The sequence below is a fragment of the Paractinoplanes abujensis genome, from assembly GCF_014204895.1.
GTDB classification, from domain to species: domain Bacteria; phylum Actinomycetota; class Actinomycetes; order Mycobacteriales; family Micromonosporaceae; genus Actinoplanes; species Actinoplanes abujensis.
Genome location: NZ_JACHMF010000001.1, coordinates 2,306,807 through 2,332,879 on the forward strand (window position 1 = coordinate 2,306,807; position 26,073 = coordinate 2,332,879).

General features: G+C 72.6%; 25 protein-coding genes. 8 read left to right on the plus strand and 17 right to left on the minus strand.

Going from position 1 to position 26,073, the window contains the following annotated elements:
• Positions 1-163 precede the first annotated feature (163 nt).
• The 3 genes from BKA14_RS10170 to BKA14_RS10180 form a co-directional block, all read right to left on the minus strand.
• Positions 164-391, minus strand: coding sequence for a hypothetical protein (locus BKA14_RS10170; RefSeq protein ID WP_184950662.1), 228 nt, complete (start codon positions 389-391; stop codon positions 164-166).
• A gap of 54 nt (positions 392-445) precedes the next feature.
• On the minus strand, positions 446-664 hold the full coding sequence (locus tag BKA14_RS10175; RefSeq protein ID WP_184950663.1) for a hypothetical protein: 219 nt from the start codon (positions 662-664) through the stop codon (positions 446-448).
• A 297-nt stretch (positions 665-961) separates the two neighbouring features.
• Positions 962-2,083: a citrate synthase 2 gene (locus tag BKA14_RS10180; protein ID WP_184950664.1), complete on the minus strand. Its 1,122-nt coding sequence runs from the start codon at positions 2,081-2,083 to the stop codon at positions 962-964.
• Between the two features lie 68 nt (positions 2,084-2,151).
• Between BKA14_RS10180 and BKA14_RS10190 the strand changes: the two genes are divergently transcribed.
• Genes BKA14_RS10190 through BKA14_RS10205 form a run of 4 tightly spaced genes read left to right on the plus strand, consistent with a single transcriptional unit; the run spans position 2,152 to position 5,471 of the window.
• Positions 2,152-3,798 (plus strand): citrate synthase, encoded by a 1,647-nt coding sequence (locus BKA14_RS10190; protein ID WP_239092367.1) that lies wholly within the window; start codon positions 2,152-2,154, stop codon positions 3,796-3,798.
• Positions 3,799-3,807: 9 nt separating this feature from the next.
• Positions 3,808-4,449 (plus strand): nitroreductase family protein, encoded by a 642-nt coding sequence (locus BKA14_RS10195; RefSeq protein ID WP_184950665.1) that lies wholly within the window; start codon positions 3,808-3,810, stop codon positions 4,447-4,449.
• Positions 4,446-4,784 carry a VOC family protein gene (locus BKA14_RS10200; protein WP_184950666.1) on the plus strand — a complete coding sequence of 113 codons (339 nt, stop codon included), beginning with the start codon at positions 4,446-4,448 and terminating at the stop codon, positions 4,782-4,784. Before BKA14_RS10195 ends, BKA14_RS10200 begins: the two co-directional genes overlap by 4 nt.
• A gap of 57 nt (positions 4,785-4,841) precedes the next feature.
• On the plus strand, positions 4,842-5,471 hold the full coding sequence (locus BKA14_RS10205; RefSeq protein ID WP_184950667.1) for a hypothetical protein: 630 nt from the start codon (positions 4,842-4,844) through the stop codon (positions 5,469-5,471).
• On the opposite strand, the gene BKA14_RS10210 is transcribed toward BKA14_RS10205, so the two are convergent.
• The 3 genes from BKA14_RS10210 to BKA14_RS10220 all read right to left on the minus strand — a co-directional run bounded on the left by BKA14_RS10210 (position 5,468) and on the right by BKA14_RS10220 (position 9,353).
• Complete coding sequence (locus BKA14_RS10210) at positions 5,468-6,892, minus strand: flavin-containing monooxygenase (RefSeq protein ID WP_184950668.1); 1,425 nt, start codon at positions 6,890-6,892, stop codon at positions 5,468-5,470. The genes BKA14_RS10205 and BKA14_RS10210 overlap by 4 nt on opposite strands.
• A complete protein-coding gene (locus BKA14_RS43765; protein ID WP_184950669.1) occupies positions 6,889-8,505 on the minus strand; it encodes an AMP-dependent synthetase/ligase in 1,617 nt (538 codons plus the stop codon). Before BKA14_RS43765 ends, BKA14_RS10210 begins: the two co-directional genes overlap by 4 nt.
• Positions 8,506-8,573: 68 nt before the next feature.
• Positions 8,574-9,353 (minus strand): alpha/beta fold hydrolase, encoded by a 780-nt coding sequence (locus tag BKA14_RS10220; protein ID WP_184950670.1) that lies wholly within the window; start codon positions 9,351-9,353, stop codon positions 8,574-8,576.
• Positions 9,354-9,385: 32 nt separating this feature from the next.
• On the opposite strand from BKA14_RS10220, the gene BKA14_RS10225 reads away from it, so the two are divergent.
• Positions 9,386-11,035 (plus strand): GMC oxidoreductase, encoded by a 1,650-nt coding sequence (locus BKA14_RS10225; protein WP_275412364.1) that lies wholly within the window; start codon positions 9,386-9,388, stop codon positions 11,033-11,035.
• A gap of 156 nt (positions 11,036-11,191) precedes the next feature.
• Here BKA14_RS10225 and BKA14_RS10230 read toward each other — a convergent pair whose 3' ends face one another.
• Both BKA14_RS10230 and BKA14_RS10235 read right to left on the minus strand, forming a co-directional pair.
• A complete protein-coding gene (locus BKA14_RS10230; protein WP_184950671.1) occupies positions 11,192-11,557 on the minus strand; it encodes an STAS domain-containing protein in 366 nt (121 codons plus the stop codon).
• A 57-nt stretch (positions 11,558-11,614) separates the two neighbouring features.
• Positions 11,615-13,903, minus strand: coding sequence for an ATP-binding protein (locus BKA14_RS10235; RefSeq protein WP_184950672.1), 2,289 nt, complete (start codon positions 13,901-13,903; stop codon positions 11,615-11,617).
• Positions 13,904-14,042: 139 nt separating this feature from the next.
• On the opposite strand from BKA14_RS10235, the gene BKA14_RS10240 reads away from it, so the two are divergent.
• On the plus strand, positions 14,043-14,816 hold the full coding sequence (locus tag BKA14_RS10240) for a HEAT repeat domain-containing protein (protein ID WP_184950673.1): 774 nt from the start codon (positions 14,043-14,045) through the stop codon (positions 14,814-14,816).
• Here BKA14_RS10240 and BKA14_RS10245 read toward each other — a convergent pair.
• Genes BKA14_RS10245 through BKA14_RS10260 form a run of 4 tightly spaced genes read right to left on the minus strand, consistent with a single transcriptional unit; the run spans position 14,798 to position 18,606 of the window.
• The gene (locus BKA14_RS10245; RefSeq protein WP_184950674.1) at positions 14,798-16,405 is read right to left on the minus strand and encodes an alpha-amylase family glycosyl hydrolase; all 1,608 of its coding nucleotides are present in this window, start codon (positions 16,403-16,405) and stop codon (positions 14,798-14,800) included. The two genes, BKA14_RS10240 and BKA14_RS10245, sit on opposite strands and share 19 nt — an antisense overlap.
• 38 nt (positions 16,406-16,443) lie before the next feature.
• Complete coding sequence (locus BKA14_RS10250) at positions 16,444-17,070, minus strand: response regulator (protein ID WP_184950675.1); 627 nt, start codon at positions 17,068-17,070, stop codon at positions 16,444-16,446.
• Positions 17,067-18,245 (minus strand): GAF domain-containing sensor histidine kinase, encoded by a 1,179-nt coding sequence (locus BKA14_RS10255; RefSeq protein WP_184950676.1) that lies wholly within the window; start codon positions 18,243-18,245, stop codon positions 17,067-17,069. The genes BKA14_RS10250 and BKA14_RS10255 overlap by 4 nt, the downstream gene beginning before the upstream one ends.
• The gene (locus BKA14_RS10260) at positions 18,235-18,606 is read right to left on the minus strand and encodes a hypothetical protein (RefSeq protein ID WP_184950677.1); all 372 of its coding nucleotides are present in this window, start codon (positions 18,604-18,606) and stop codon (positions 18,235-18,237) included. Before BKA14_RS10260 ends, BKA14_RS10255 begins: the two co-directional genes overlap by 11 nt.
• A 230-nt stretch (positions 18,607-18,836) precedes the next feature.
• Between BKA14_RS10260 and BKA14_RS10265 the strand changes: the two genes are divergently transcribed.
• Positions 18,837-20,228: a pyridoxal phosphate-dependent decarboxylase family protein gene (locus tag BKA14_RS10265; RefSeq protein WP_184950678.1), complete on the plus strand. Its 1,392-nt coding sequence runs from the start codon at positions 18,837-18,839 to the stop codon at positions 20,226-20,228.
• Here the strand turns inward: BKA14_RS10265 and BKA14_RS10270 are convergent.
• Positions 20,221-20,676, minus strand: coding sequence for an NUDIX hydrolase (locus tag BKA14_RS10270; RefSeq protein WP_184950679.1), 456 nt, complete (start codon positions 20,674-20,676; stop codon positions 20,221-20,223). The two genes, BKA14_RS10265 and BKA14_RS10270, sit on opposite strands and share 8 nt — an antisense overlap.
• A gap of 46 nt (positions 20,677-20,722) precedes the next feature.
• Positions 20,723-21,478 carry a phosphotransferase family protein gene (locus BKA14_RS10275; RefSeq protein ID WP_184950680.1) on the minus strand — a complete coding sequence of 252 codons (756 nt, stop codon included), beginning with the start codon at positions 21,476-21,478 and terminating at the stop codon, positions 20,723-20,725.
• On the opposite strand from BKA14_RS10275, the gene BKA14_RS43770 reads away from it, so the two are divergent.
• Positions 21,477-21,611, plus strand: coding sequence for a hypothetical protein (locus tag BKA14_RS43770; protein WP_260416476.1), 135 nt, complete (start codon positions 21,477-21,479; stop codon positions 21,609-21,611). The two genes, BKA14_RS10275 and BKA14_RS43770, sit on opposite strands and share 2 nt — an antisense overlap.
• Before the next feature lie 384 nt (positions 21,612-21,995).
• Here BKA14_RS43770 and BKA14_RS10280 read toward each other — a convergent pair whose 3' ends face one another.
• The 3 genes from BKA14_RS10280 to nirB are packed head-to-tail and all read right to left on the minus strand — an operon-like array spanning position 21,996 to position 26,073.
• A complete protein-coding gene (locus BKA14_RS10280) occupies positions 21,996-23,324 on the minus strand; it encodes a nitrate/nitrite transporter (protein WP_184950681.1) in 1,329 nt (442 codons plus the stop codon).
• Complete coding sequence (locus BKA14_RS10285; RefSeq protein WP_184950682.1) at positions 23,321-23,620, minus strand: Rieske (2Fe-2S) protein; 300 nt, start codon at positions 23,618-23,620, stop codon at positions 23,321-23,323. The genes BKA14_RS10280 and BKA14_RS10285 overlap by 4 nt, the downstream gene beginning before the upstream one ends.
• On the minus strand, positions 23,617-26,073 hold the full coding sequence (nirB, locus tag BKA14_RS10290) for a nitrite reductase large subunit NirB (RefSeq protein ID WP_184950683.1): 2,457 nt from the start codon (positions 26,071-26,073) through the stop codon (positions 23,617-23,619). Before nirB ends, BKA14_RS10285 begins: the two co-directional genes overlap by 4 nt.

Genomic DNA, 26,073 nt, shown 5'->3' on the forward strand with positions numbered 1-26,073 from the left:
ACCCACCCGGGCGACCTGCGTGAATGGTTGCGCCCAGAAGCCGGCGTGGTGAGCGGTTGGACGGGTAGCGCGCGGAGGGCGGCCCGAACCTGGGGTGGGATGGTGCGCGAACGCTACGGCGACCGCCGGACGCCGGCTCTGCTGCGGCGACACGAGGAAGAAGTCAGCGGCGGCGGTTTCGGGGATGGTTGCGGGCGACCCGCTCGTTGCCGTGGCGGTAGTTGCCGGTGAGGCGGGCCATCAGCTCCTGCGGGTCGCTCTCCTCCACGTCGGCGAGAAACCGCGCGGCGGTCGCCCCGCGCAGCACTCCCGCCGGCTGCCCGTGATGAAGCAGCTCGACGTCGCCGTTCTTACGGACCCGATACGTGAAACCCTCCGGTGCACCTGCCACCGGTCCATGGTTGCCCCGCCGCCGGGCCGACGCGACCGATTTACGCCGCGGGCGTCAGACGCGCTGCGACTCGGTGGTGGACTGGTGCAGCTCGGCGGTGGTCTCCGTGACGAACTTGCCCGTCGACGCGCTGCGGTGCACCTCGCGGTCGCCGCCCTTGTCGCCGCCGACGTGCTCGGTCGTGGTCTCACGCGGGTTGCGCTCGGCGGTGCTCTCCTTGACGAACCGGCCGCTCTTGGCGCTGCGGTGGACGTCGTGCTCGTTGCCGGACATGAGGACTCCTCTCGCGATCATTCGATGTCCCCTTTGACCTGCCCGCCCCCGCTCGCGGACAAACCTCGCTCCCGCCGGCGCAAGGCAACATCAAGTTCATCCATGCGTCCGGGCGCCTGTCGCCCTCTAAGGTCAAGGGCCGAGCCGGAAGCAGCGGTCAGCGGACCAGCGAGCCGAGCCCAGCGGGGACAAGCGGGCCGGCCACGGCGGAGCAGCGAACAGGGCCCGGCAGGGACAAGCGGGCCGGCCGTGGTGGACCCGGGATGCAGCGGAGAACGGCGTGCAGCGAGCCCGGGGTCACCCGGCGGAAGCGGCGTGGCGTTTGATCGCGGACTCCCAGCCGGGCAGGTCGGCGGCGCGGCGTTCGGGTGGGCCGACGTAGTCGGCCGACGGGCGGATGATTTTCGCCAGGCGCTTCTGCTCGAGGATGTGGGCGCTCCAACCGGCCGTCCGGGCACAGGTGAACAGGGCGGCCAGCATGTCGACCGGGACCTCGGCGAAGTCGAGCACGATGGCCGCCCAGAACTCCACATTGGTCTCCAGCACCCGGTCCGGCTTGCGTTCACGCAGTTCGGCCAGGGCGGCCTTCTCCAGTTCGAGCGCCACCTCGTAGCGCGGCGCGCCCAGCTCGCGCGCGGTGTCACGCAGGATGCGGGCGCGCGGGTCCTCGGCGCGATAGACGGCGTGCCCGAAGCCCATCAGCCGCCGGCCGCTGTCCAGCACCTTTTTCACGTACGCCCGGGCATCCCCGCTCCTCTCGACGTCCTCGACCATGCCGAGCGCGCGGGCGGGCGCGCCGCCGTGCAACGGTCCCGAGAGAGCAGCCACCGCGGCGGACAGGCACGCACCGACGTCGGCGCCGGTGCTCGCCACGACGCGTGCGGTGAAGGTGGACGCGTTCAGTCCGTGCTCGGCGGCGCAGACCCAGTAGCGGTCGATCGCTGCCACATGACGCGGGTCGGGCTCGCCCCGCCACCGGATCATGAACTGCGCCGTGGCGTCCTTCCCCTCCGCAACCGTCCGCTCCGGCACCGGCGGCAGCGCCTCGCCCCGCGCCGAGGCCGCGACGACGGCCAGCATGGCCGCGGAGGCCCCGGCCACGTCACCTCGTGCCGTCGCGTCGTCGATATCGATCAACGGTCGCCACCCGAGCAAGGGCGCCAGCGCCGCCGCGGCCGCCTGGACGTCCACACGCACATCCCCGCTGCGCACAGCCACGGGCGGCAGAACGGCTGCGGGCAGCGGCGCGTCGAACGTGCCGTCGGCCAGGAGGCCGTAGACGTCGGCGAACGAGACCGCTCCGGCCAGGGAGCGGATGTCGACACCTCGATAGCGCAGGGCACCGCCGTCGCGGTCGGGCTCGGCGATCTCGGTGTCGAACGCTACGACACCGGCCAGCCCTGAATTGACAGTCACCATGTCCTCACCATGCGAGCGCGTACATATTGACGTCAACATTGATCCAGTCAATATGAGAGCATCTGCACATGCCCGCCGCCGCTTCACCTTCGCCGCTCACCACCGCCGACGTCGCCCGCCTGCTCGGGGTCAAACCGGCGACCGTCTACGCCTACGTGAGCCGCGGACTGCTCGGCAGCCGACGCAACGCCGACGGCAAGAACAGCCTCTTCGACCGGCGGGAGGTCGACGCGTTCCTGGCCTCGCGCCGGCGCCCCACCACACCCGGCATCAGGACCGGCATCACGCTGATCAGCGACGGCTCCCTCCGCTACCGTGGCCACGACGCCGTCGCGCTGGCCAGGGTAGCGAGCTTCGAGGAGGTCGTGGCCCTGCTGTGGACAGGCACCCGGCGCTACGAGACGTTCGCGCCCGACCCCCGGCTGCGCCGCCTGGCCGAGGCCGTGACCGCCCCGCTCCCCCGCACCGCGCGGCACACCGACCGGCTGCGCGTCATCGTCGCCGCAGCCGCCGCCGGCGACCCGCTGCGCTTCGACACGAGCCCGGCCGCGGTGACCGCCACCGCCCGTTCCCTGCTGGCCACGATGGTCGCCGCCTTACCCGCCGCAACCGGCCCCGCGGCCCGGAGAAGGCAGAAGGATGCGCTCCGGCGGACCCACATGGACTCGCACCCCCTCGGAGACCCCGATTCGACCGTGCTCGACGTCCCGGGCACAGCCAGGAGGCGGGACAGCGAGCGAAACAGCTGGAGCGACCGCGCGGACGGTGGACAGGACGACCTGAACGCGAGGGGGGACGGCGCGGACAGCAGGTGGGGCGGCGCGGACAGCAGGTGGGGTGGCGCGGACAGCAGGTGGGGCGGCGCGGAAAGCGGGCGGGGCGAGGCGGACGGCGCGCGGGACGGCGCGGACGGCGCGGATGGCGGGCAAGGCGAGGCGGACGGCGCGCGGGACGGCGCGGACGGTGGATGGCATCGTGCGGACGGCGCGCGGGACGGCGCGGACGGCGCAGACTGCGGGTGGGGCAAGGTGGGCGGCGCGGACGGTGGACGGCACGGTGCGGACGGCGACGTGGGTGGGCCGCGCCTGGCCGAGGTGCTGTGGGAGCGGCTGACCGCCCGCGAGGCCACGCCGCGGGAGCACAATCTGCTCGAAGCCGCCCTGATTCTGCTGGCCGACCACGACATAGCAGCGTCCACACTGGCCGCGCGCGTGGCCGCGTCGACCCGGGCGCACCCGTACGCGGTGGTGGGCGCGGGTCTGGCCGCGCTCGACGGGCCGCTGCACGGGGCCGCCAGCAGCCTCGCCCATCACCTGCTGGCCGACGTGCTCGACAAGTCCGACCCGGTGGACGCCGTCGCCGATCGGCTGCGGGCCGGTGAGCCCGTCCCGGGGTTCGGGCACCGGCTCTACCCGGACGGCGATCCCCGGGCCCGCGCCCTGCTGGACATGCTGGGTGACACGCGGGCGGGGGATGCTGCCGGGCGCCTGGCGGAGGTCGTGGGCGCCCGGTCCGGCGTACGGCCGAACGTCGATCTGGCCCTGGCCGCGCTGACCCTGGAATATCAGATGCCGCCCGACGCGGGGGAGACGATTTTCGCCGTCGCGCGGACGGCGGGGTGGATCGCGCACGCGTTGGAGGAGTACGCCGACCGGCCGTCGCGGTTCCGGCCGTCCGGCGAGTACGCGGGCGAGGCCCCGCGCAGCAGGGGGTAGGGTCCGGGCATGCCGACCGAAGATCCGCACAGTCTGTCCCTGCTCGAGGGCCTGCACTCCACCCCCGCCCGGCGTTACCTCTCCACCGAGCCGATCGCCGACGAGATCATCACCGCGCTCCTCGACGCCGCCGTGCGCGGGCCGAGCGGCGGCAACAGCCAGCGCTGGGCCTGGATCGTCGTACGGGATCCGCAGATCAAGCACCAGATCGCCGAGTGGTACCGGGAGGGCTGGGAGAAGAACTACGGGTCGCGGCGCGAGCAGATCCTCGGCGGGGCTGCCGACGGCGGCATGAGCGCGGCCACCTTCCGGGCCGCCGACCACCTGGCCGCCGGCCTCGAGCACGCGCCCGTCTGGATCTTCCCGGTGCTGCTGGGGGCGAAGCGGTCCAGCAACCCCCGGCTGGGTTCCTCCATCTACGGCGCCGTGCAGCAGCTCATGCTGGCCGCCCGCGCGTACGGCATCGGTTCCACGCTGACCACGCTTTACTCGGAGCACGAGGACGACGTACGGGAGCTTCTGGGTCTGCCCGAGGACGCGCTGACCATGGCCCTGGTCCCGCTGGGCTATCCGGAGCGCGGCCGGTGGGCGCAGCCGAAGCGGCGGCCGCTGGAGGAGGTCGTCTTCTTCGATCGGTACACGGCGTCATGACGTACATCAAGAGCATCACCATCGACTGCCGGGACGCCGTCGTGGTGGCGCGGTTCTGGGCGGCCGCGCTGGGCGGGGAGTTCGACGAGGACTCGACGCCGGAGAAGGCGTTCGTCGAGGCGCCCGGCTGGGGCGGGCCGAACCTGTGGTTCCAGCGCGTGCCCGAGCCCAAGCAGGGCAAGATCCGCATGCACTTCGACCTGCGGGCGCCCGGCGGCGACATCCCCGCCGAGGTCGAGCGGCTCAAGGGGCTGGGCGCGACCTACGCCTGGGAGGCCAACGGCCTGACCGTGCTGCGGGACCCGGAGGGCAACGAATTCTGCGTGGAGGTGTAAAGCGGGCGGGGCGGCGACCGATTGCAGGGTCACCACACCCACGGAAGGGACCCGCCCATGCCGCAACGGACTCTGCCGGTCCGTGAAGACCGGTGGCAGCCGGAGGACCGGATCTACGACGGCCTGATCGCCCGGGCCGTCGACCACTCCGAGGACTCCGAAGCCCGCGACGGCACCGCCGAGATGATGGCGGGCGCGCTGATACTGGTCATCCTGTTCATCGTCGTGTTCAAGGGCACCGAGTCGGCGCAGGCCGCCCTCCTCACCTGTGGATTACTGGGTGCGGGCGGCTTCCTGTGGATGGTGAACGCCGCCCGACCGGTCCAGGCCGACCGGGCACAGGCCCTGCGCGAGCTCGGTGGACCCGGTTCACTCCCGGCCGGCTACCTGGTGCACGCCAAGGCGTGGGACGCGGGCATGTCGGACCACGTCGCCGGGGTGGCCGAGTCGCAGCTGCTGGCCGCGGCCGAGCTGTGCAACATCTTCCCGGGTACGGTCGACGACCTGCTCCGCTTCGTCGGCAACGTGGCGATCCACGTCCCGTCGGGCCGGCACACCAGCGCCGACGACGTGCGCCGCCGGGCGCGTGAGCTGGTGCAGGTGGCCAAGCCGATCGTGGTCGACTACGCCAAGAGCGCGCCGAAGCTGCCCACCCCGCCGCCCGAGGGCAAGAAGGGCAAGCGCTAGTCGAAGTCCGAGGGCCGCAGGCGGGCGATCCGCTTGCGGTACTCCGCGGCCATGCCGGGCCAGTTGGTGACGACCCGGCCGGCCGCGTTGCGGTACCAGCTCCGGCAGGACGTCCACACGCTGCGCCGGAGCCGCCGCTGGATCTCCTCGTCGTACGCCGCGGCGACCTCCCGGCGCACGACGAGAGGTTTTGACCCCGCGGCCAGCCGGCGCACCGCCTGCACCAGGTAGGCCGCCTGGTGCTCGATGAAGTACAGCACCGACGTGTTGCCCGTGTTGGTGTTGGGGCCGTAGATGAGGAACAGGTTGGGGAAATCGGGAACCGTCATCCCCAGGTGTGCGTATGCCCCGGCCGCCCATTCGTCACTCAGGGCCCGCCCGTCGCGGCCGGTGATCCGGATGCCGGCCAGGAAGTCGGTCGCGGCGAACCCGGTGGCGTGTACGAGCAGGTCACATTCGTGCACGGTGCCGTCCGCCGTCCGCACGCCGGCCGGGGTGGTCTCGACGATCTTCTCGGTGACCAGCGAGACGTCGGGGCGGCCCAGCGCGGGCAGCCAGGCGTTGGTGAACAGGACCCGCTTGCAGCCCAGCGGGTCGTCCGGCGTGACCCGCCGGCGCAGCTCCGGATCGCGCACCTGCAGGCGGCGCTGGAGCCGTGACACGCCGCGGATGAGCGCGCCCGCCACCCGGCCGCCGGTGATGGCGCGCCCGGTCACCACGGTCATCGCCCACACCCCGGCCCGCGGCAGCACCATCAGCCCCGGCAGTTTCCCGTACGCGTAACGCCGTCCGGCGCCGTAGCGGCGATCGGGGCGCGGCAACGTCCAGGGGGCGGTGCGCTGGAAGACGGTGATGTGCGCGGCCCGCCCGGCGATGGCCGGGACGAGCTGGATCGCGCTGGCGCCGGTGCCGATGACACCGATCCGCGCGCCGTCCACCGGCAGGTCGTCACGCCATTGCGCGGTGTGCACGACGGGGCCGGCGAACGTGCCCGGCAGGGGCGGCGGCACCGGGTTGCCGAGTTGCCCGCAGGCGGGCACGAGCACGTCCGCCTCGTACGGGGTGCCGTCGGCGGTCTCGATCAGCCAGCGGCCCTCGGTCCAGGTGGCCGACGTGACGGCCGCGTTGAGCACGACCCGCCGGGTGATCCCCCGCGAGCCGGCGGTGCGGCGCAGGTAGGCCAGGATCTCGTCGTGCGCGGGGAAGCGCCGGGACCAGCGCGGGTTGGGCGCGAACGAGTACGAGTACAGCGGCGCGGGCACGTCGCAGGCGCACCCGGGGTAGGTGTTGTCGCGCCACACACCGCCGATCGACGCCGCCCGTTCGAGCAGGGTCACGTCGTCGAAGCCGGCCTCGAGCAGGGCGGCCGCGGCCGCGATCCCGCCGAAGCCGGCCCCGATGACGACGATGCGCGGCTTCACCGGGCGTACAGCGCTTCCACCTCGGCCGCGTAGCGCTGCAGGACGGCGTGGCGGCGCACTTTCATGGTCGGCGTCACCATATCGCCGCCGGGGATCCACACGTCGGGCAGGATCTCGTACGCCTTGATCTGCTCGGGCCGCGACACCGTGGCGTTGGTCGCCGCGACCGCGTCGGCCACCGCCTGCACGACAGCCGGGTCGGCCGGGTCGGCCCCGGTCTCCGGATCGATCACGACGAGCGCGGTCAGGTACTCGCGGCCGTCGCCGACGACCACCGCCTGCGCGATCAGGGGGCAGGCGGTGCGCAGGGTGAGCTCGATCGCGGAGGGGGCGATGTTCTTGCCGCCGGTCGTGATGAGAAGTTCCTTCTTGCGGTCGATGATGCGCAGGTAGCCGTCGGGGTCCTGGCGGGCCACGTCGCCGGTGTGCAGCCAGCCGTCGGCGTCGAGGGCGGCCGCCGTCTCGTCGGGCAGGTCGCGGTAGCCGCGGGTGACGGTCGGGCCGCGGACGAGCAGTTCGCCGTCGTCGAGCAGGCGGGTCTCGAGGCCGGGCAGGGGCAGGCCGATCGTGCCGGTGCGGACCTCGCCCGGCGGCACCAGGGTGCCCAGGCCCGCGACCTCGGACATGCCCCAGCCCTCGATCAGCGGGACACCGATGGCGTTGACCAGCTCGATGATCTCGGGCGGGGCCGGGGCGGCGGCGGTGACCGCGACGCGGACCTGGTCGAGGCCGAGCCGCACGCGCAACGGGGCGAGGACGCCCTGCTCCAGTTCCGGCGGCACCGCGCCGTGGGCCCGCACGCTGCGCACCGCGAGGTCGAGCGCCGGGGCCAGCTCGGGGATTCCGCGGATGCCGGCCACCAGGCGCAGCCACACCTGCGGCACCCCGCCGAACAGGGTCGGCCGCACCTCGGTGAGCGCGGCCACGATCTGCCGGTGATCGTCCAGGGTGGTCAGTTCGGTGCCCGCCCACAGGTGCGTGTAGTGCGAGGCCCAGCGATCGGCGATGTGCGCGGCGGGCAGGAACGAGATCATGCGGTCGCCGGGGCAGATGTCGAGCAGCGGGACCGTCGTGCCGACCATCGCGACCATGTTGGCGTGGGTGATCTCGACGCCCTTGGGCCGGCCGGTCGTACCCGACGTGTAGACCAGGGTGAGCAGGTCGCCCGGGGCCACTTCGACGCGGCTCAGGTCGAGGCCGGGACCGCCGAAGTCCTCGTCGGCCAGGATCAGATGCTGCGGCTTGCTCGTGGCGAAGGCGGGGGCCAGCCGGTGCTCGGTGACGGCGACCGTGGCGCCCGACGCCGCCAGCAGATATTCGACCTGCTCCGGCGACGAGGTGTTGTAGCAGGAGAACGGGACGGCGCCGAGATGCTGGGCCGCGGTGTCGAAGAAGTGGAACTCGGGGCGGTTGGTGAGCAGCAGCGCGACCGGGTCGCCGTGCCGCACGCCCGCCGCGGCGAGCCCGCCGGCGATGCGGGCAACCCGCTCGGCGTACTGGGACCAGGTGTAGGAGGGGCCGCCGCCCGCGGTGCGGAGCGCGATCTCGTGGGGGCGTTCGGCGACGGTGCGCCGGAACGCGGCGACCATCGTGGACGGTGTTTCCTGGCTCATGGCTGACCGCCTTAGCCCGGGGACGTTCGCCCGAAGGTAGCAGCCTGTTGGCGGTGTGCCAATACGGCTCAGGCCGCCTCGATCAGCAGCCGGGCGCAGGCGTCCGGGTCGTCGCTGAACGGCAGATGGCCGCAACCGGGCAGGCTCACGTGCCGGGCGCGGGGCAGCAAGCGCCGGGCCCTGGCGGCCTGACGGCAGGACAGCACGATGTCGCGGGTGCCCCAGGCGATCGTCACCGGGACGCCGCCGCCCGCGTCGCCGTCCGGCCCGCCGCCCGGGTATCGCCAGCGGCCGAGTTCACGGCAGGCCTCCGCGAAGCCGGGTGCGGCCACCAGGGCCCGCGCGTCGGCCAGCCCGTCCGCGGGTGCCAGGCGCAGCGGCTTCGCGTAGAAGATGCCACACAGCGCGGCACGCCCGGCCCGGGTCCGCAGCAAACCGGGCAGAGCCGGCCCGAGGGCGGCCCCACCCCGCCGGGCCAGGCCGACCACCGCCTGGCACCACTTCGCGCCCGCCGCTCCGTAGAACCCGACCGGCGAGAACGCGGTGACCGAGCGCGCGATCCCCCGCCGGCCCAGTTCGAGCGCCACTCCCCCGCCCAGCGAGCTGCCACCCACGGCCGGCGCCGGCACACCCAGCTCGTCGAGCAGTCCGGCGACCCGATCGGCGAAGTGCGGGACGTCGCCCCGGCCCCCGTCGGGCGGCGACTCCCCGAACCCCGGCAGGTCGACCGCTATCACGTCGAAGTGCCCGGCCAGCGCGGGCAGCACCGGCTTCCACACCTGCCACCTGCTGCCGAGTCCGTGCACCAGCACGAGCGGACTGCCCGAACCTTCCCGGTGGAATCGCATGGCCCATCCTTATTGACATCGTGTCAACAACGATGTCACCGTACGCCATGGCGTACGACTACGACGTCCTCGTCGTCGGGTCCGGTTTCGGCGGCAGCGTCACCGCGCTGCGCCTGACCGAGAAGGGTTACCGGGTGGCAGTCCTCGAGGCGGGCCGCCGGTTCGCCGACGACCAGTTCCCGCGCACCTCGTGGCGCCTGCGCCGCTACCTGTACGCTCCTGCGCTGCGCTGCTTCGGCATCCTCCGGCTGACCCTGCTCGACAACGTGCTGATCATGTCGGGCGCGGGCGTGGGCGGCGGCTCCCTCGGCTACGCGAACACGCTCTACGAGCCGCCCGCCCGCTTCTTCGACGACCCGCGCTGGGCCGGCATCACCGATTGGCAAGCCGAGCTGACCACCGCGTACGACCAGGCCAAGCGCATGCTGGGGGTGGCCGCCAACCCGGTCGGGACGCCCTCCGACCTCGCCCTGCACGCAGTCGCCCGGCGCCTCGGCGTCGAAAGCACCTTCCGCCGTACGCCCGTCGGGGTCCACTTCGGCCCGCCCGGCGACCCCTACTTCGGCGGGGCCGGCCCGCACCGCGCGGCCTGCACCTTCTGCGGGTCGTGCATGACCGGGTGCCGGGTCGGCGCCAAGAACACGCTCGTCAAGAACTACCTGCACCTCGCCGAGCAGGCCGGCGCGACGATCCACCCGCTGACCACCGTCGACGACGTACGCCCCCGCGCCGCCGGCGGCTACGAGGTGCGCACCCACCGTACGGGTGGGGTCCGCCGCCGCACGTACACCGCCGGGCAGGTCGTCTTCGCCGCGGGCGCGCTCGGCACCCAGCGACTGCTGCACCGGCTGCGCGACCAGGGCAGCCTGCCGCACATCTCCCCTCGGCTCGGCGAACTGAGCCGCACCAACTCCGAGTCGATCCTGGGCGCCCGCACCCGCCGCCGCGACGCCGACTACAGCCGGGGCGTGGCCATCACCTCCTCCGTGCACGTCGACGCCGACACCCACATCGAGCCCGTCCGATACGGCCGCGGCAGCAACCTGCTGGCCCTGCTGGCCACCGTGCTCGTCGACGACACACCCGGCGCCCGCTGGAAGGCCGGGCTGCGTGAGATCGTGCGCGACCGCCGCCACCTGCGCCTGCTGGCCTGGCCGCGCCACTGGTCGGAACAGACCATCGTGCTGCTGGCCATGCAGTCGCTCGACAACTCGATCACCGTCAGCCGCCGCCGCGGCCGCCTGCGCACCAGCCAGGGCGTGGGCGCACCCAACCCCGACTGGGTGCCGGCCGCCCACCGCGTGGCCCGCTCGCTGGCCGACGAGGTCGACGGCGTGCCCCTGGGCGCGGTCACCGAACTGATCGGCCGCCCGGTCACCGGCCACTTCCTCGGCGGCTACGCCATCGGCACCACCCCGGACACGGGCGTCATAGACCCCTACCACCGCCTTTTCGGCCACCCCGGCCTGCACGTCGTCGACGGCTCGGCGGTGGCCGCCAACCTCGGCGTCAACCCGTCGCTCACGATCACCGCGATGGCCGAACGCGCCCTCTCCCTCTGGCCCAACATCGACACCCCCGACCCGCGCCCACCCCTGGGCGCCGCCTACGAACGTCTCTCCCCGATCGCGCCCCACCACCCCACGGTCCCGGCCACGGCTGCCGGCGCGCTCCGACTCTAGGCCCTGCCGAACCGGGGCGGAGGGGAGCGCCGACCCGTGGATCCGGCACCGCCACCGGGTCATCGCGTCCAGCGGCCGTGCTCGCCACCATGGACGCCGCGGTGGTGCCGAGCGCTGAGGGTGCCGTGGCGCAAGCCGGCAGAGGCGGGTCCTGACTCAGGCGCAGCGGCGGATGGCGCTTTCGCCGGGCCGGGTGAGGAACTCCGGGTTGAGGCCGAGCCGGTCCAGGGTGAGGCGGACGGCCGGGTGGGCCACGGTCACGTCGAGCAGGAAGCCGCGGGCCCGGGCCGCGGCGTGCACTTCGTACAGGGTGCGTACGCCGGCCACGTCGATGAAGTGGGTGCCACCGAGGTCGAGGGTGAGCCCGGCCGGCTGCCAGCGGTCCACCGTGTCGACGATCCAGCCGCGCAGCCAGGCGCTGTTGCTCACGTCCAGTTCTCCGGTGACGCTGACGCTCACCGCGGCGGCGCCGGCGGACGTGGTGCGCACGTGCAGCAGGGCAGGCATGTTCTCGACGGTCATGTCTCCGATTGTCGCGGCGGCACCAGCGCGGGGAATCGGTCAGGTTACCGATTTGAGTCAGCCGCGGCGGGCCGCCACCCAGGCCGCGATCTGGGCCCGGGCGTTGAAGTCCAGCTTGGTCAGGATGTGTTCGAGGTGGGTGTTGGCGGTGCGCCGGCTGATCACCAGGCGGTCGGCGATCTGCTGGTTGGTCTTGCCCGCCGCGACCAGTTCGGCCACCTCGCGTTCGCGCCGGGTGAGGGGCGCCCAGTCGGTGGGGGACGCCGCGGCGGGGGCGGGCTGTTCCTCCAGCGCGTACGCGACCCCGGCCTCGAAGTCGAACCCCAGCCCCTCGGTCAGCAGTACCTCGAAGCGCTGGTCGCCGAGCACGTCGCGGGCCTGTTTCTCGGCCCAGACCCGGCTCGCGCTCAGGTCGGGCGAGCCCATCTGGGGCAGCCCGACCGACTCCCAGTGCCGGTGCGCGATGCCGAACAGCCGGGCCGCGCGTTCCGGGTCCCCCAGCACGGCCGCCGCGCAGGCCAGCGAGTCCATCGCCATCGCGTTGCCACCCAGGTCGCTGACCTGCCGTTTGATCCGCAGGGCGGCCCGGGCGTGCACGACCGCGGCCTCGGGCCGGTCGCGGTTGAGCTCGACCACCGAGCGCACGTATTCCGCGTACGAGCGGGCCCATTGCTCCCCCGTACGGTCGCAGATCGCGAAGTGTTGCTCGGTGACCGCCGCCGCCTGGTCGTACTCGCCGAGGAAGGCCAGCGCGATGGCCTGGGCCGACATCGCCATCAGCCGGCCCAGGCCGGGGTCGCCGCCGTCGCCGTGCAGCCGCACCGACTCCTGCAGGCAGGCGACCCCCATGGAGGGTTCGCCCCGCAGCGCGGCCGAGACGCCGACGAGGAACGTGCTCCAGCCCTGGGCCACCACGTCGGCGTACGGGCGGCACTCCTCCACGTACTCGGCCACTTTGACCTGGTCGCCCTGCATGGCGCAGATCCACGCGCACGCCCAGAGCGCGTGGGTGCGCGCCGGTCCCGGCTCGGGGGCCAGGGCCATCGCGCGTTCGAGGTAGTGGCGGCCTTCGCGGGGGTGCCCGCACGCGAACCAGAAGTAGGTGAGCGAAGCGGCCAGTTCCAGGCCGGCGTGGTGCTCGCCGGGGTCGGAGAGGCAGAAGTCCAGCGCCGCACGCAGGTTGGGATGCTCGAGGGTGAGCCGGCGGAACCAGGCCGCCTGCCGGGGGCCGCACCACTCGGCGTCGAACCGCCGGGCCAGCCGCAGGTAGTGGTCGCGATGCCGTTGCCGTACGGCGTGTTCCTCACCGGACGCCCGCAGGATCTCCGCACCGTACTCGCGAAGGGTGTCGAGCATCCGGTAGCGACCGGCCGGTCCGGAGCCGTCGAGCACCAGGACCGACTTGTCGACGAGCCCGGCCACCAGGTCGAGTTTGTCGCCGCAGACCTCGTGGACGGCTTCGAGGTCGAACCCGTCGGCGAAGACCGAGGCCCGCGCCCAGACCATCCGCTCGCCCGCGGTGCACAGCTCGTAGCTGCCGTCGACGGCTTTGCGCAGGGATTCGTGGCGTCCGCCGCCGGCCCGGCTGAGCAGGCCCGACTCGTCGGCGTACCAGCCTTCGACCAGCTCGGCGATCCGCTCGACGGGCAGGGCGCGGGTGCGCACGGCGGCCAGTTCGATGCCGAGCGGGATGCCGTCCAGCCGGCGGCACAGCCGGGCCACGGCGTCCTGGTTGGCTTCGGTGAGCGCGAAGCCGGGGGCGGCCGCGGCGGCCCGCTCGGCGAACAGCATGACCGCGGCGTCGACCTCACGGTCGGCGGGTGAGGCGGCGGGGTCGGGCACGGGCAGCGGCGGCAGCAGGAAGACGTGTTCACCGTCCACCCCGATCGGCTGGCGGCTGGTGGCCAGCACCTGCATCCCCGGCGCGGCCCGCAGCAGCGTCTCCACCAGGGCGGAGCACGCCCCGACGACGTGCTCGCACGTGTCGAGCACCAGCAGCAGCCGGCGCGAAGCGAGGTAACCGGCCAGCCCGTCCTCCTGCGGGCGGGCCGATTGATCCTGGACGCCGAGGGCCTGCCCGACGGCCTCGGCGATCAGGCACGGGTCGGCGATCGCGGACAGGTCGACGAGCCACACCCCGTCGGGGAAGGCGCGCTGCACCTCGGCGGCGACCCGGATCGCCGTACGGGTCTTGCCCACCCCGCCGATCCCGGTGATCGTGACCATCCGCGAGGTCGACAACAGACGCTTGAGCTCGGCGCGCTCGCGATGACGGCCGACGAAACTGGACAGCTCGGCGGGCAGGTTCCCCCGGAGCCGCCGCGACTGCGCTGTGCGAGCGTCCATCGACGTACCGTAAGCACATTCGGGATCGCCCGCACACGCTCGATATCCGATCGAGTGATGCCGGATGCCCCTCGCCGCGCGTCCGGGCAGGCCGGACCCGGTCCCGGAAAATGTCGTACCCGGGCGATAGGTTCTGCGCGTGCTCGAAACTCTCGACGACGTGCCCTGGTCCACCCTCCACCATGCTCATGGTTCCGCCGGCGACGTGCCCGCCCAGCTGCGCGCGTTGCTGTCCGACGACGCCGAGGTCCGCCGCAAGGCCCGGCACGACATCCACGCCATCCTCTTCCACCGGGGCACGCGTTACGAGGCGAGCCTGCACGCGGTGCCGTTCCTGCTCGAGATGCTGGCCTGGCCGTCCACGCCGGAGCGGGCGGAGCTGATCGAGCTGCTGGCCGCCCTGGCGGTCGGTGACGACAAGGCCTGGCTGCCGCAGGGTTACGCGCCGACGGGCAGCGAGCTCGACCAGCGGGTGCACGACGCCGTCGGCGCGGGGGTGCCGCTGTTCACCCGGCTGCTCGACAACGACGACGCTGCCGTCCGCCGGCTGGCGGCCTACGCGCTGGGCTGGTTCCCGTCGCGCAGCGCCGTCAGCGTGTCCGGGCTGGCCTGGGCGCTGCTCGACGCCGACGAGCCGGTGGCCGCGACCGCCGCGTTGTCGCTCGGCCTGGTCGGCGACGTGCACCGCCTGGCCGCGGAGGCGCTCGGGGCGTCGTTCGCCGGTCCCCGGCCGCTGCTGCGCGGTGCGTCGGCCATTGCCCTGGCCCGGCTGCTGGGGCCCGACGTGCCGGCCCCCGTGATCGACGAGTTGCAGCGCTGGCCGAGTGGGAGCGAGGCCTCCGGCGTGCCCTTCTACGCGGGTGATCTCGCCGGCTACGCGTCGCTGGCCCGGGGTCAGGCGGCGCCGGGCTGAGCGGCGAAGATGCCGTAGCCGAAACCGTCGATCTCCAGGGCGCCGTCCCGCACGGTCACCCCGGAGGTCCAGATCGGCTCGCCCGCCCCGACCGCCAGCGTGGCCGGCTCGCGGCGCGGGTTCAGCACAACCAGGTGGCTCTCCCCGCGCACGTAGGCGAAGGGGTAGCCCTCCGCGATCACCCGGGTGGAGGCCCGGGTGCCGAGCGCCGGGGTGGCCTGCCGCAAGGCGATCAGTTTGCGCACGAAGGCGAGTGTGGAATCCGGGTCGTTCTCCTGCGCGGCGACCGTCGGCCGGTCGGGCGCGGGGTCGATCGGCAGGTAGAGCCGCGCCGGGTCGGCGGTCGAGAAGCCGGCGTTGGGGCCGGCGTCCCACTGCATCGGGGTGCGGCAGCCGGCCCGGTTGTAGCCGGGGTTGCAGATCGAGCCCTCCACGTCGGGCAGCCCCGGCAGATAACGCATGCCGATCTCGTCGCCGTAGTACAGGCACGGCACGCTGCCCCAGGTGAACAGGAAGATCAGCGCCGTGCCGAGCTGCTCGGCCGTGCGCGGGCCGCAGCAGAGCCGGTCGAAGTCGTGGTCGGCGGTGGCCAGGATGATCGGCCGGTCGGGGTGGCCGTCGCGGGCGGCGTTCCACGCGTCGAGGAAGGGCCGGGTGCTGCCCTTGCCCTCGGCGTCGAAGAAGGGCTCGCGCGGTTCCTGGAACGGCAGCCGCCCCGCGTACTGGTTGTTGAAGAGGCTGGCGTGCGCATCCTTGATCACGAGGAAGAAGTCGGCGTCGAAGGCGAGCGGCCCGCCCGTACGGGGTTCGCCACCCTCGGGGATCAGCACCGCGTCGGGATAGTCCGCCTCCAGCCAGGTGCGCAGCTCGCGCCACAGCTGCACGGTCTCGGCGTACCCCTGGGTCAGTTCCTCGTCCTTGACCAGCGAAAATGCCATGTCGACGCGGAAACCGGCCACGCCCAGATCCAGCCAGAACGCGATGATGTCGCGCAGTGCCTGCCGGTTGCGCATCGGCCCCGGCGCGTCGATCGGGTCGCGCCACGGCTCGTCCGGCCCGGCGCCGGCCCAGCCGAAGTTGAGGGCGGGCTGCTCGTCGTAGAAGTTCTTCAGGTAGTAGCCCGGGCGCGGCCCCGGCGACCGCACCCAGGCCGGGATGCCGGGCACGTCGCGCGTCCACGACCGTACGGGAAGCTCCTCGGCCCAGATGTAACGATCACCCTCGGGGGCCGGTCCGCCGGCCGCGAGCTCCTGCCGGAACCACGGGTGCTCGATCGACGTGTGCCCCGCGACCAGGTCGAGCAGCACCCGGATGCCCCGCTCGCGGGCCTTGACGACGAGCTCGGCCAGGTCGTCGTTGGTGCCGTAGCGGGGCGCGATCCGCAGATAGTCCGACACGTCGTAGCCCGCGTCGACGAACGGCGAGGCGAAACACGGGTTGAACCAGATGACGTTCACCCCGAGCGACGCGATGTGGTCGAGGCGGTCGATCACGCCCCGCAGATCCCCCACCCCGTCCGCGTCGGAGTCGGCGAACGACTGGGGATAGATCTCGTACAGCACCGCGTCGGCCAGCCATTCACGCCCCATACGGCCAGCTAACCACGGCCCCTCGTGATCCGCTGAGCTCAGAGGCCGGCGTCGCGGGCCCGGGCGATCGCCTCGGCCCGGCTGGCCACGTGGAGTTTGGCGAAGACGTTGCTGACGTAGTTGCGGACTGTTTTCGCGCTCAACCCCAGCGAACCCGCGATCGCCTCGTTGGACAGCCCCCGCGACATCAGCTGCAGCACGTTGCGTTCGCTCGCGGTCAGGCCCGGGAACGGGTCGGTGGCGGGCCGGGCGCTGAAGAACGTCATGATCCGCGCGGCCACACCGGGGCTGAACAGGGCCTCGCCGTGCGCCACGGCCAGGACGGCCCGGATCAGGTCCGGCTCGTCGGCGTCCTTGAGCACGTAGCCGCGGGCCCCGGCGCGCAGAGCCGCGAAAACCGAGTCGTCGTCGGACACCATGGTGACGACCAGGATGTGCGGCGGCTGCGGCAGGGCCGTCAGGCGGCGGATCGCGGTCAGGCCGTCACCGCCGGGCATGTGCAGGTCGAGCAGGATCAGCTGCGGGCGCAGCGACGCGGCCAGGGTCACCGCCTCGGCGCCGTTCGTGGCCTCCCCCACCACCTCGACTTCTCCCATCGTGCCCAGCAGGGCCCGCAGGCCGCGGCGGAACAGGGGGTGGTCGTCGGCGATCAGCGCGGTGATCATCGGACGTCCCGCGGGAAGGTGGCGGCCACCCGGGTGCCGCCGGCCGGGCCGGGCCCGATGTGCAGCGTGCCACCGAGTTCGGTGCTGCGTTCGCGCATCGAGCGGTGGCCCACCCCGGCAAGATACCCGCCGGGCAGCCCGGGGCCGTCGTCGGTGACGGTCAGGGCGACCTCGCCGGAGTGGACGGACACCTCGACCGCGCAGCCGGCGCCGGGAGCGTGCCGGGCCGCGTTGTGCAACGCCTCGGCCGCGATCCGGTAGAGGGCCACCTCGACGGCGGCCGGCAGCGCGGGCATCGGGTCGGGGGCGACCACCGTACGGGGTGGGCCGCTCAGGTTGCGCAGCGCGTCGGCCAGGCCGAACTCGTCGAGCATGGGCGGCCGCAGGTCGTACACCAGGCGGCGGATGTCGGCGGTGGCCCGCCGGACGTCGGTGCGCAGCTCGGCCGCCAGCGCGGTGGCGGCAGCCGGGTCCGAGGCGATGCCGCGTTGCAGGACACCGAGGCGCAGGGCCAGCGACGCCAGCGTGGGCCCGAGGCCGTCGTGCAGGTCGCGGCGGATGCGGCGGCGTTCCTCCTCGCGGGCCGTCACGAGCTGTTCGCGCGACCGCTGCACGGCGGCCGACAGGCCGTCGGCGTGCACAGTGATCGCGACCTGCCGGGCCAGGTCCTCCAGCAGCCGCACGTCGGTGGCCGACAACCGGTCCCGGCGGCGGCGCGCGCTGACCCGCAGAACGCCAACCGTACGGCCCTGGAACAGCAGGGGGATCGCGGTGATCGCGGCCCCGTCGGGAGCCGAGCCGTGCGAGGTCACCACGCGCCCCTCGGCCTCGATCTCGACGTACGGCAGGCTCATCGTGCCGGCCAGGGCGGCCGCCACCGTGGGCAGCAGCTGGCGGGAGACGTGACCGGCCACCTCGTACGCGTTGTCGCGCTGACCGAACGCGAGCTGGTGCACACCCCGGTCGAGGTGGGCCGACACCGGCGCCCAGGTGGCCGCGACCACGGCGAACGCGATCGCGTGGGACCACCAGGGGATCTCGTCGAGCGAGCCGATCGGGCGTTGCGGCCACGTGGTCACGACCGCGGTCAGCCCGGCCACGACGAAGGCGTACCAGATCAGCAGGAACGGCAGGAGCAGCTGGTAGAGCCGCCGGGCGGCCGCTTCAGACCGCACTGACCACCCGTTCGCGCCACAGGCAGAGCGAGATCACCGCGACGTGGTGCACGAGCATGACCGACGCGAACGCCATCGCCCCGGCACCCGCGTCGAACAGCAGCGACCCGACCGCCTGGACGATCCAGAAGGCGTTGACGGCGATCAGCAGCACCGCGCCCCACTTCTGCCGGCGCCAGGCCCCGTACGCGGCCACGAGCGCCACCACGTCGGAGGTGAAACTGCCCAGCACGATCGCGAACGGGTCGCGGGCACGGTCCGCCCCCAGCGTCAGGTTGGGCAGGTCGAACGCCACGATGCCGATGATCGCCACCAGCACCGACAGCACGGCCGCGAGCCTGAGCGCGGTCGATCGGGTCATGTGTCCCATGAGAAGGCCTCCACGTCGGGGTTGTCGAGGCCTTCACGCTAGAAATCCCAGGTCCTGACGCACACGAGGCGCCTGTCCCGGGAATGTGGGACACGGAAGTCCTCCACGGCGAACTCGGCCGGCTACCGGTTCGGCAGTGGTGCCGACCGCGCCGGCGCCTGCCTCACCTTCCGCCGTCGGTGGCTCGCCGGTCCTGCAGTGCGCCGCAGTAGCCTGCACCCATGACGGATCTGCTGGGCCGGGTGCACGCGGCCGCGGGGCCCTATCTCGAGTCGCTGGCGACCCGGCCGGTGCAGGACGGCGACGCGCTCGACCTGCTGGCCTCGCTGGGCGGCCCGCTGCCCGCGGCGGGCGAGGACCCGGCCCGGGTGATCGACCGGCTGCTCGCGGTGGGCACCGCCGCGGCCACCACGTCGTCCGGCCCGCGGTTCTTCCACTTCGTCACCGGTGGCGTGACCCCGGCCGCGCTGGCCGCCGACTGGACGGCCGCCCTGCTCGACCAGAACGCGTTCTCGCGGATCTCGTCGCCGTTCGCCCACGAGGTCGAGACGGTCGCGCTGGGCTGGCTGCGTGAGCTGTTCGGGCTGCCCGCGACGTGGGGCGGCGCGCTCGTGGCCTCGGCCACGTTCGCCAACTTCACGGCGCTGGGCTGCGCGACCCACTGGTGGGGCTTCCAGCACGGGGTCGACACGGCCGCCGACGGGCTGGCCGAACTGCCCCGCATCCCCGTGCTGTCCTCTGGCTACGTGCACGCGAGCGCCCGCAAAGCGTTGCAGATGCTCGGGCATGGCCGCAACGCGGTGACGGTCTGCGCCCGCGACGACGTGGGCCGCGTCGACCTTCCCCTGATGCGCCGCCACCTCGAGTCGCTGCGCGGCGCGCCCGCGGTCGTCATCGCCAACGCGGGCGAGGTCAACACGGGCGACTTCGACCCCGTCGCCGAGCTGGCCGCGCTGGCCGAGGAGTTCGGCTGCTGGTTGCACGTGGACGGCGCGTTCGGCCTGTTCGCCGCCCTTTCCCCCCGTACGGCGGGGCTGGTGGCCGGGATCGAACGGGCCGACTCGATCGCCGCCGACGGCCACAAATGGCTCAACGTCCCCTACGAGAGCGGCTTCGCCCTGATCAAGGACCCGGCCCGGCTGACCGCGGCGTTCGGCATGCCCGGCGCGGCCTACCTGCCCGGCGCGGGCGACCCGGCCGCCGGCTACGCGCTGTCCGGCCCCGAGTCGTCGCGGCGCGCGCGTTCCCTGCCGATCTGGGCGACCCTGGCCGCGTACGGGAAGGAAGGTCATCGGGCCATGGTCGAGAAACACCTCGACCTGGCCCAGCACCTGGCCCGCCGGGTCGACGCCGCGCCCGACCTGCAACGCCTGGCCGAGGTGCCGCTGTGCATCGTCTGCTTCCGCGCGGCCCCGCCCGGCGTCACCGACCTCGACGACCTGAACCGCCGCCTGGGCGCCGCCCTGCTGGCCGACGGTCGCGTCTACGCCGGCACGACGGTCTACAACGGCCAGGTCGCGCTGCGGCCGGCCATCGTCAACTGGCGCACCACCGAGTCCGACGTCGACTTCTTCGTCGACGTGATCCGCGAACTGCTCCCCGGCCTCACCTGACCGGCCATCCGTGGAGGGCCAGCCGCTCGCCCCGGCCGATGGCCGCCAACGCCTCGCGCACCTCGTCCACCACGTCGGCCGGGAGCTCCCGGTCGTCGACCCATCGCAGCTCACTGCATTTGTCCGGCTCGGCGATCCGCGGCTCACCGGTCCAGCGGCCGACGACGAAGAACAGATTGAGGTATTCGGCATCGTCGGCGTCCTCGGCCGCGGAATGCATCAGCAGGGCCAGGTCGCAGGCGTGCGGGTCGGCCTCGATGCCCAGTTCCTCCCGCAGCTCCCGGACCAGACCGGAAACGGCGTCCTCCCCGCCGTCGAGGTGACCGGCCGGCAGGCTGAGCAGCCCGTCGCGGTAGCCGGTGCCCGCCCGGCGCATCAGCAGCAGTCGCCGCCCGTCACGCAGCATGCCATACACGGCCACGGCTGCGCGGAACGTCCGGCGCGTCATCCCAGACGTCGCAGCGTTGCCGCGACGACGGACTCGACCCGCGAAGTCATGCCCGGCACGTCGACGGGGCGGCGCCCGGCGCCGCCAGGAACCGCCGGCAGTGCCCGACGTCGATCGCCCGCGACCCCCGGTGCAGCGAGTTCCAGTCGGTCACCCCGGTGACCCGCCCGCGCGACCACAACAGGTTGACCGGCAGGAAGTCGCCGTGCAGAAAGACGGGATCGTCCTCGGGCGGCGGCGTTGCCATCACAGCGAACGCGGCCCTCCACAACGCCGCATCGTGCGCGCCGGCCGGCACCTCCAACCGGTCCGGGCGGGCGATCCAGGAATCCGTCCAGGGCCGGAACGCCGGCGCGGGACGATCGAGGGAGTGCAGGGACACCGCAAGCTCCGCGATGCTCGTCAGCCACGACGCCGGCTCCACCGGATCGAGATCGACGTGCCCCGGCAACCGCGTCATCAGCACCGACGGCGCGCCCGAAGTCCCGGCGCCGGCCACATCAGCGGCCAGAACCCGCGGAACCGGGAGCCCGCTGCCCGCCACCACACCCAGGTCGGCGATCTCCTTCACCAGCGCCTCGTGCAGACCGAGCCCGTACGGGTACTGCCGCAACACGACGAACGTCCGCGTCCCACGTCGCTCGGCAGTCAGCCGATGCACGGCGGAGCACACCCCACCGGTCAACCGGCGCCAGCCGACGACGCGACTGCCCCGGCCCATCGACGCCGCCACCCACGAGAGGGTTTCCGCCGAGGGCCGGCGCCGCCGGAACCCGTCGTCCCGCCAGTCAGCGCCGGTCATGAGCGCGAGCCTATGCGTCCGGCTCGCTCCGCGATACGAGGCGCTCACCCCGGCGCGCCCGGCGAAGCAGCTGAACCCCCGCCGCCCGGCCGTGCTGATCGATGCCACCGTCAGCTGGGCCTGGATCGGCTGATCGACGAGCGGTTCTCCGGGACCTGTCGTGCTCGCTTTGCTTGAGCCGGTTGATGCAGCGTCCCCGACGTTTCGCGGCCGGTCGGGCTGCCTGTCGAGGCCGGGCGGTCGTCCGCCGTGGCTGCCCTTGGCGGCCGGCCGTGCTGCTGATCGTCGCCTCGTTCGGGCTTCACCGAGCGGCGGGGGAAGGCCGCCCGGTGCCGCGGACAAGAGGCGCGGCGGGCGGGTGGCTCCGGTGAGGTGCGGTGGTCGTACGCGTCGTGCCCGGCCATCGGGGACATCCCGGTCGCGCGCTGCGGCCTGGAGCATCGCTCAGGTCGCGGTGCGCGCCCGTTCGCCGGGTAGGCGGTTGTGGACGGGCACGACCCGTACGGCTTCGGATCTCTCAGACGCGTTGGTGGGCCGGCCGCAGATACACCGCCCACGTGACGAGGACGCACAGGGCGTAGAAGGCGATGAACGCCAGGTAGGCCGCGTCGGCTTCCTTGGTGGTCAGGAAGGACTGGCGGAAGGCCAGGTTGACCAGGACGCCGCCGAGGGCGCCGATGGCGCCGGCTATGCCGATCACCGCGCCGGAGAGGCGGCGGGCCTCGTGGTGGTCGGTGGGGTGCTTGCGGCGGAAGATGGCGGGGATCATTTTGTACGTGGAGCCGTTGCCGATGCCGCTGAGGACGAACAGGGCGATGAACCCCACGATGTAGAGCGGCAGGGACCGGAGCTGGGCGGCGATCAGCACGGTGGTGGCGCCGACGGCCATGGCGATGAAGGTGACGAAGGTGACGCGTGCGCCGCCGAGGCGGTCGGCCAGGGCACCGCCGACGGGGCGGATCAGCGAACCCAGCAGCGGGCCCAGGAAGGTCAGGTAGGCCGCCTTGACGGGGGTGCTGAACACGTCGGCGAACTGCACCTGCAGCACCTGGCCGAAGGCGAACCCGAAACCGATGAACGAGCCGAACGTGCCGATGTAGAGCAGCGACATCACCCAGGTGTGGGGTTCGCGGACGGCGTCGCGCATGCCGCGTTTCTCGTTGCGGGCCTGCGACAGGTTGTCCATGTAGAGCGCGGAGCCCAGGGCGGCCAGCACGATCAGCGGGATGTAGATGCCGGCGACCAGGCCGGGGTGGCCGGCGCCGAAGACGGCCAGCACGAACAGGCCGACGAGTTGCACGGCGGCCACGCCGAGGTTGCCGCCGCCCGCGTTGATGCCGAGCGCCCAGCCTTTGAGACGGTCCGGGTAGTAGGCGTTGATGTTGGTCATGGAGGACGCGAAGTTGCCGCCGCCGACGCCGGCCACGGCCGCGATGATCAGCAGGGTGGAGTAGTCGACGCCGGGGCGGATCAGGAACGCGGCCAGCAGCGACGGGACGAGCAGCAGGCTGGCGCTGAAGACGGTCCAGTTGCGGCCGCCGAAACGGGCCACGGCGAAGCTGTACGGGATCCGCAGCGCGGCCCCGACCAGGGTGGGCACGGCGGTGAGCAGGAATTTCCCGGCCGGGTCGATGCCGTATTCGGGGCCGAGGAACAGCACCAGCACCGACCACAGCGACCACACCGAGAAGCCGATGTGTTCGGACGTGATCGAGAAGATGAGGTTACGGCGCGCGATGGGCGCGCCGGTGGTGTCCCAGAATTCGCGGTCCTCGGGGCGCCAGTCGTCGATCCAGTGGCCCTTGATGGTGGCCGCGGAGCGAACCGCGGGCAGGGTGGCGGTCATGCGTCCCCCAAGATGATCTTGTTGTCGTCGGCGTGCACGGGATAGACAGCGAGGTCGGGCTGGCCGCTCAGGGAGCAGCCGGTGGTCAGGTCCCAGGCGTTGAGGTGCAGCGGGCACAGCACCTGCTTGCGGTCGATCTGCCCGTCGGCCAGGGGCCCGCCCTTGTGCGGGCAGACGGCCTGGGTGGCGCGCAGCGAGCCGTCGCGCAGCCGGAAGACCGCGATCATCTGCCCGTCCACGGCGAAGGTGCGGCCCTCGCCGGGCGGGATCTCGTCGACGGTGCCGATGGCCCTCATGCGCGCACCGGGACCTGCGGCAGCACCGTCAGCGGCAGGGACGTCCGGAACTGGCCCGGGGTGGCCGGTTGGTCGCGGTCCTTCCACGGGTCGCGGTAGGCGGCGACCGAGGCCTCCATGGCGGCGTCGAGGCCGGCCGCGATGCCGTCCTTGTCGTCGACCACGATCTCCCGTACGCGGTCGATCCCGATGCGCGGCACGAAGGCGTACGTGCGCTCCAGCCAGTTCGCGTTCTCCCGGTAGTACTGCAGGAACCGCCCGGTCAGCACCATCACCTCGTCGGCGCTGTCCACGGTCGTGAGCAGGTCGCCCTTGCGGATGTGGGCCCCGGCGGCGCCACCGACGTAGATCTCCCACTTGCCACCGTCGATCGCGACGACCCCGAGGTCCTTCACGTACGCCTCGGCGCAGTTGCGCGGGCAGCCGGTGACCGCGAGCTTCATCTTCCCGGGGCCCTCGATGCCCTGATAGCGCTCCTCCAGCGCGATCCCCAGGGCCGTCGAGTCGCCGACGCCGAACCGGCAGAAGTCGGAACCGACGCAGGTCTTCACGGTCCGGAAACTCTTCCCGTACGCGTAACCCGACGGCATGTCGAGGTCGGCCCACACCTCGGGCAGCTTCTCCTTGGGGATGCCCAGCAGGTCGATGCGCTGGCCGCCGGTCAGCTTGACCATCGGCACCTCGTGCTTCTCGGCCACCTCGGCGATCCGGCGCAGCTGGGCCGGGGTGGTGACGCCGCCCTTCATCTGCGGCACGACCGAGAAGGTGCCGTCGCGCTGGATGTTGGCGTGCACCCGGTCGTTGATGAAACGGGCGTCACGCTCGTCGACGTAGTCGCCGCCCCACATCATCTTGAGCAGGGAGGCCAGGCCCATCTTGCTCTTGGCGTCCTCCTCGCCGCCCAGCGTGGCGAACACCGACGAGACGGACCTGAGGTCGTGGAGCCGGATCGCGTTCATCAGTTCCGGCTTGGGCATGGGGATGCCCGGCACGTAGTACGAGGCGGCCGGATCCTCCTCGACCTCACCCCCGGCCGCCCATTCGACGATGCGCTGCACGATCGGTTTGCAGGTGCCGCAGCCCTTGCCCGCGCGGGTCTTGTCCATGACCCCGCTGACCGTCTTGCAGCCCGACTGCACGGTCGAGCAGATCGCGCCCTTGCTGACGCCGTTGCAGTTGCAGACCTGCTCGTCGTCGGGCATGTCCTCAACCTTGACCTCGCCCGCCGGGCCGCCCAGGTCGAACATCAGCTCGGCCCGTTCCTCGGGCAGCGCGAGCCCGCGGTCGAAGGCCTGCATCAGGAAGGCGACCTTCTTGACGTCGCCCACCATCGTGGCGCCGACGAGCCGGCCGTCGCGGATGATGACGTTCTTGTAGACGCCCTTGCCGGGCTCGGTGAAGGTCAGCGACTCGTCGTCGTCGCGTTCCGGCTCCTTGAGCCCCATCGAGGCCACGTCCACCCCGGCCACCTTGAGCTTGGTGGCCACCTGGGAGCCGTGGTACTCGGCGAACGGGTTGACCCCGGTCAGATGGTCGGCGAGGACCTTGGCCTGGTCCCAGAGCGGGGCGACCAGCCCGTACGTCTCCCCGCGGTGCTGGGCGCACTCCCCCACCGCGTAGATGTCGTCCTCGTCCTGCGCGCGCATCTGGTCGTCGACGACGATGCCGCGCTCGACGACGAGCCCGCTGGCCGCGGCCATCTCGGCGTTGGCCCGGATCCCCGCGGCCACCACGACGACGTCGCAGCCGATGACCCGGCCGTCGGCCAGTCTGACGCCGGTGACCGCGTGCTTGCCCAGGATCTCGGTGGTCTGCGCGCTGACCACGACCTCGATGCCCAGCTTGCGCTCGATCGTCGCCCGCAGGGTCTCCCCCGCCACCTCGTTGAGCTGGGCGTTCATCAGGTGCCCGGCCGCGTGGATCAGCGTCACGTGCGGCAGGTGGTTCTGCAGGCCGCGGGCCGCCTCCAGGCCCAGCAGGCCGCCGCCGATGACCACCGCGCGCTCGTGCTCCTTGGCGTAGCGGATCATGGCCCGGGTGTCGTCGAGCGTGCGGAACGCGAACACGCCCTGGTGGTAGCCGCGGCCGGGCCGGTGGAGGCCGGGGATCGGCGGCACGAAGGCGCGGCTGCCGGTGGCGATGATCAGCTTGTCGTACGGGGTGGCCGTGCCGTCGGTGGCGTAGACCATCCGCGCGAACCGGTCGATGCGCTCGATCCGCGTGCCGGTGTGCAGCGTGATGCCGTTGTCGGCGTACCAGGAAAGGTCGTTGAGGAAGATCCCGGACTCGTCCTCGACGCCCGCCAGGACGTTGGACAGCATGATCCGGTTGTAGTTGCCGTACGGCTCGTCGCCGAACATGGTGATGGCGAAGTCGCCGCCGCGGGCCAGGATCTCCTCGACCGTACGGGCGCCGGCCATGCCGTTGCCGATGACCACCAGACGTTGCCGCAT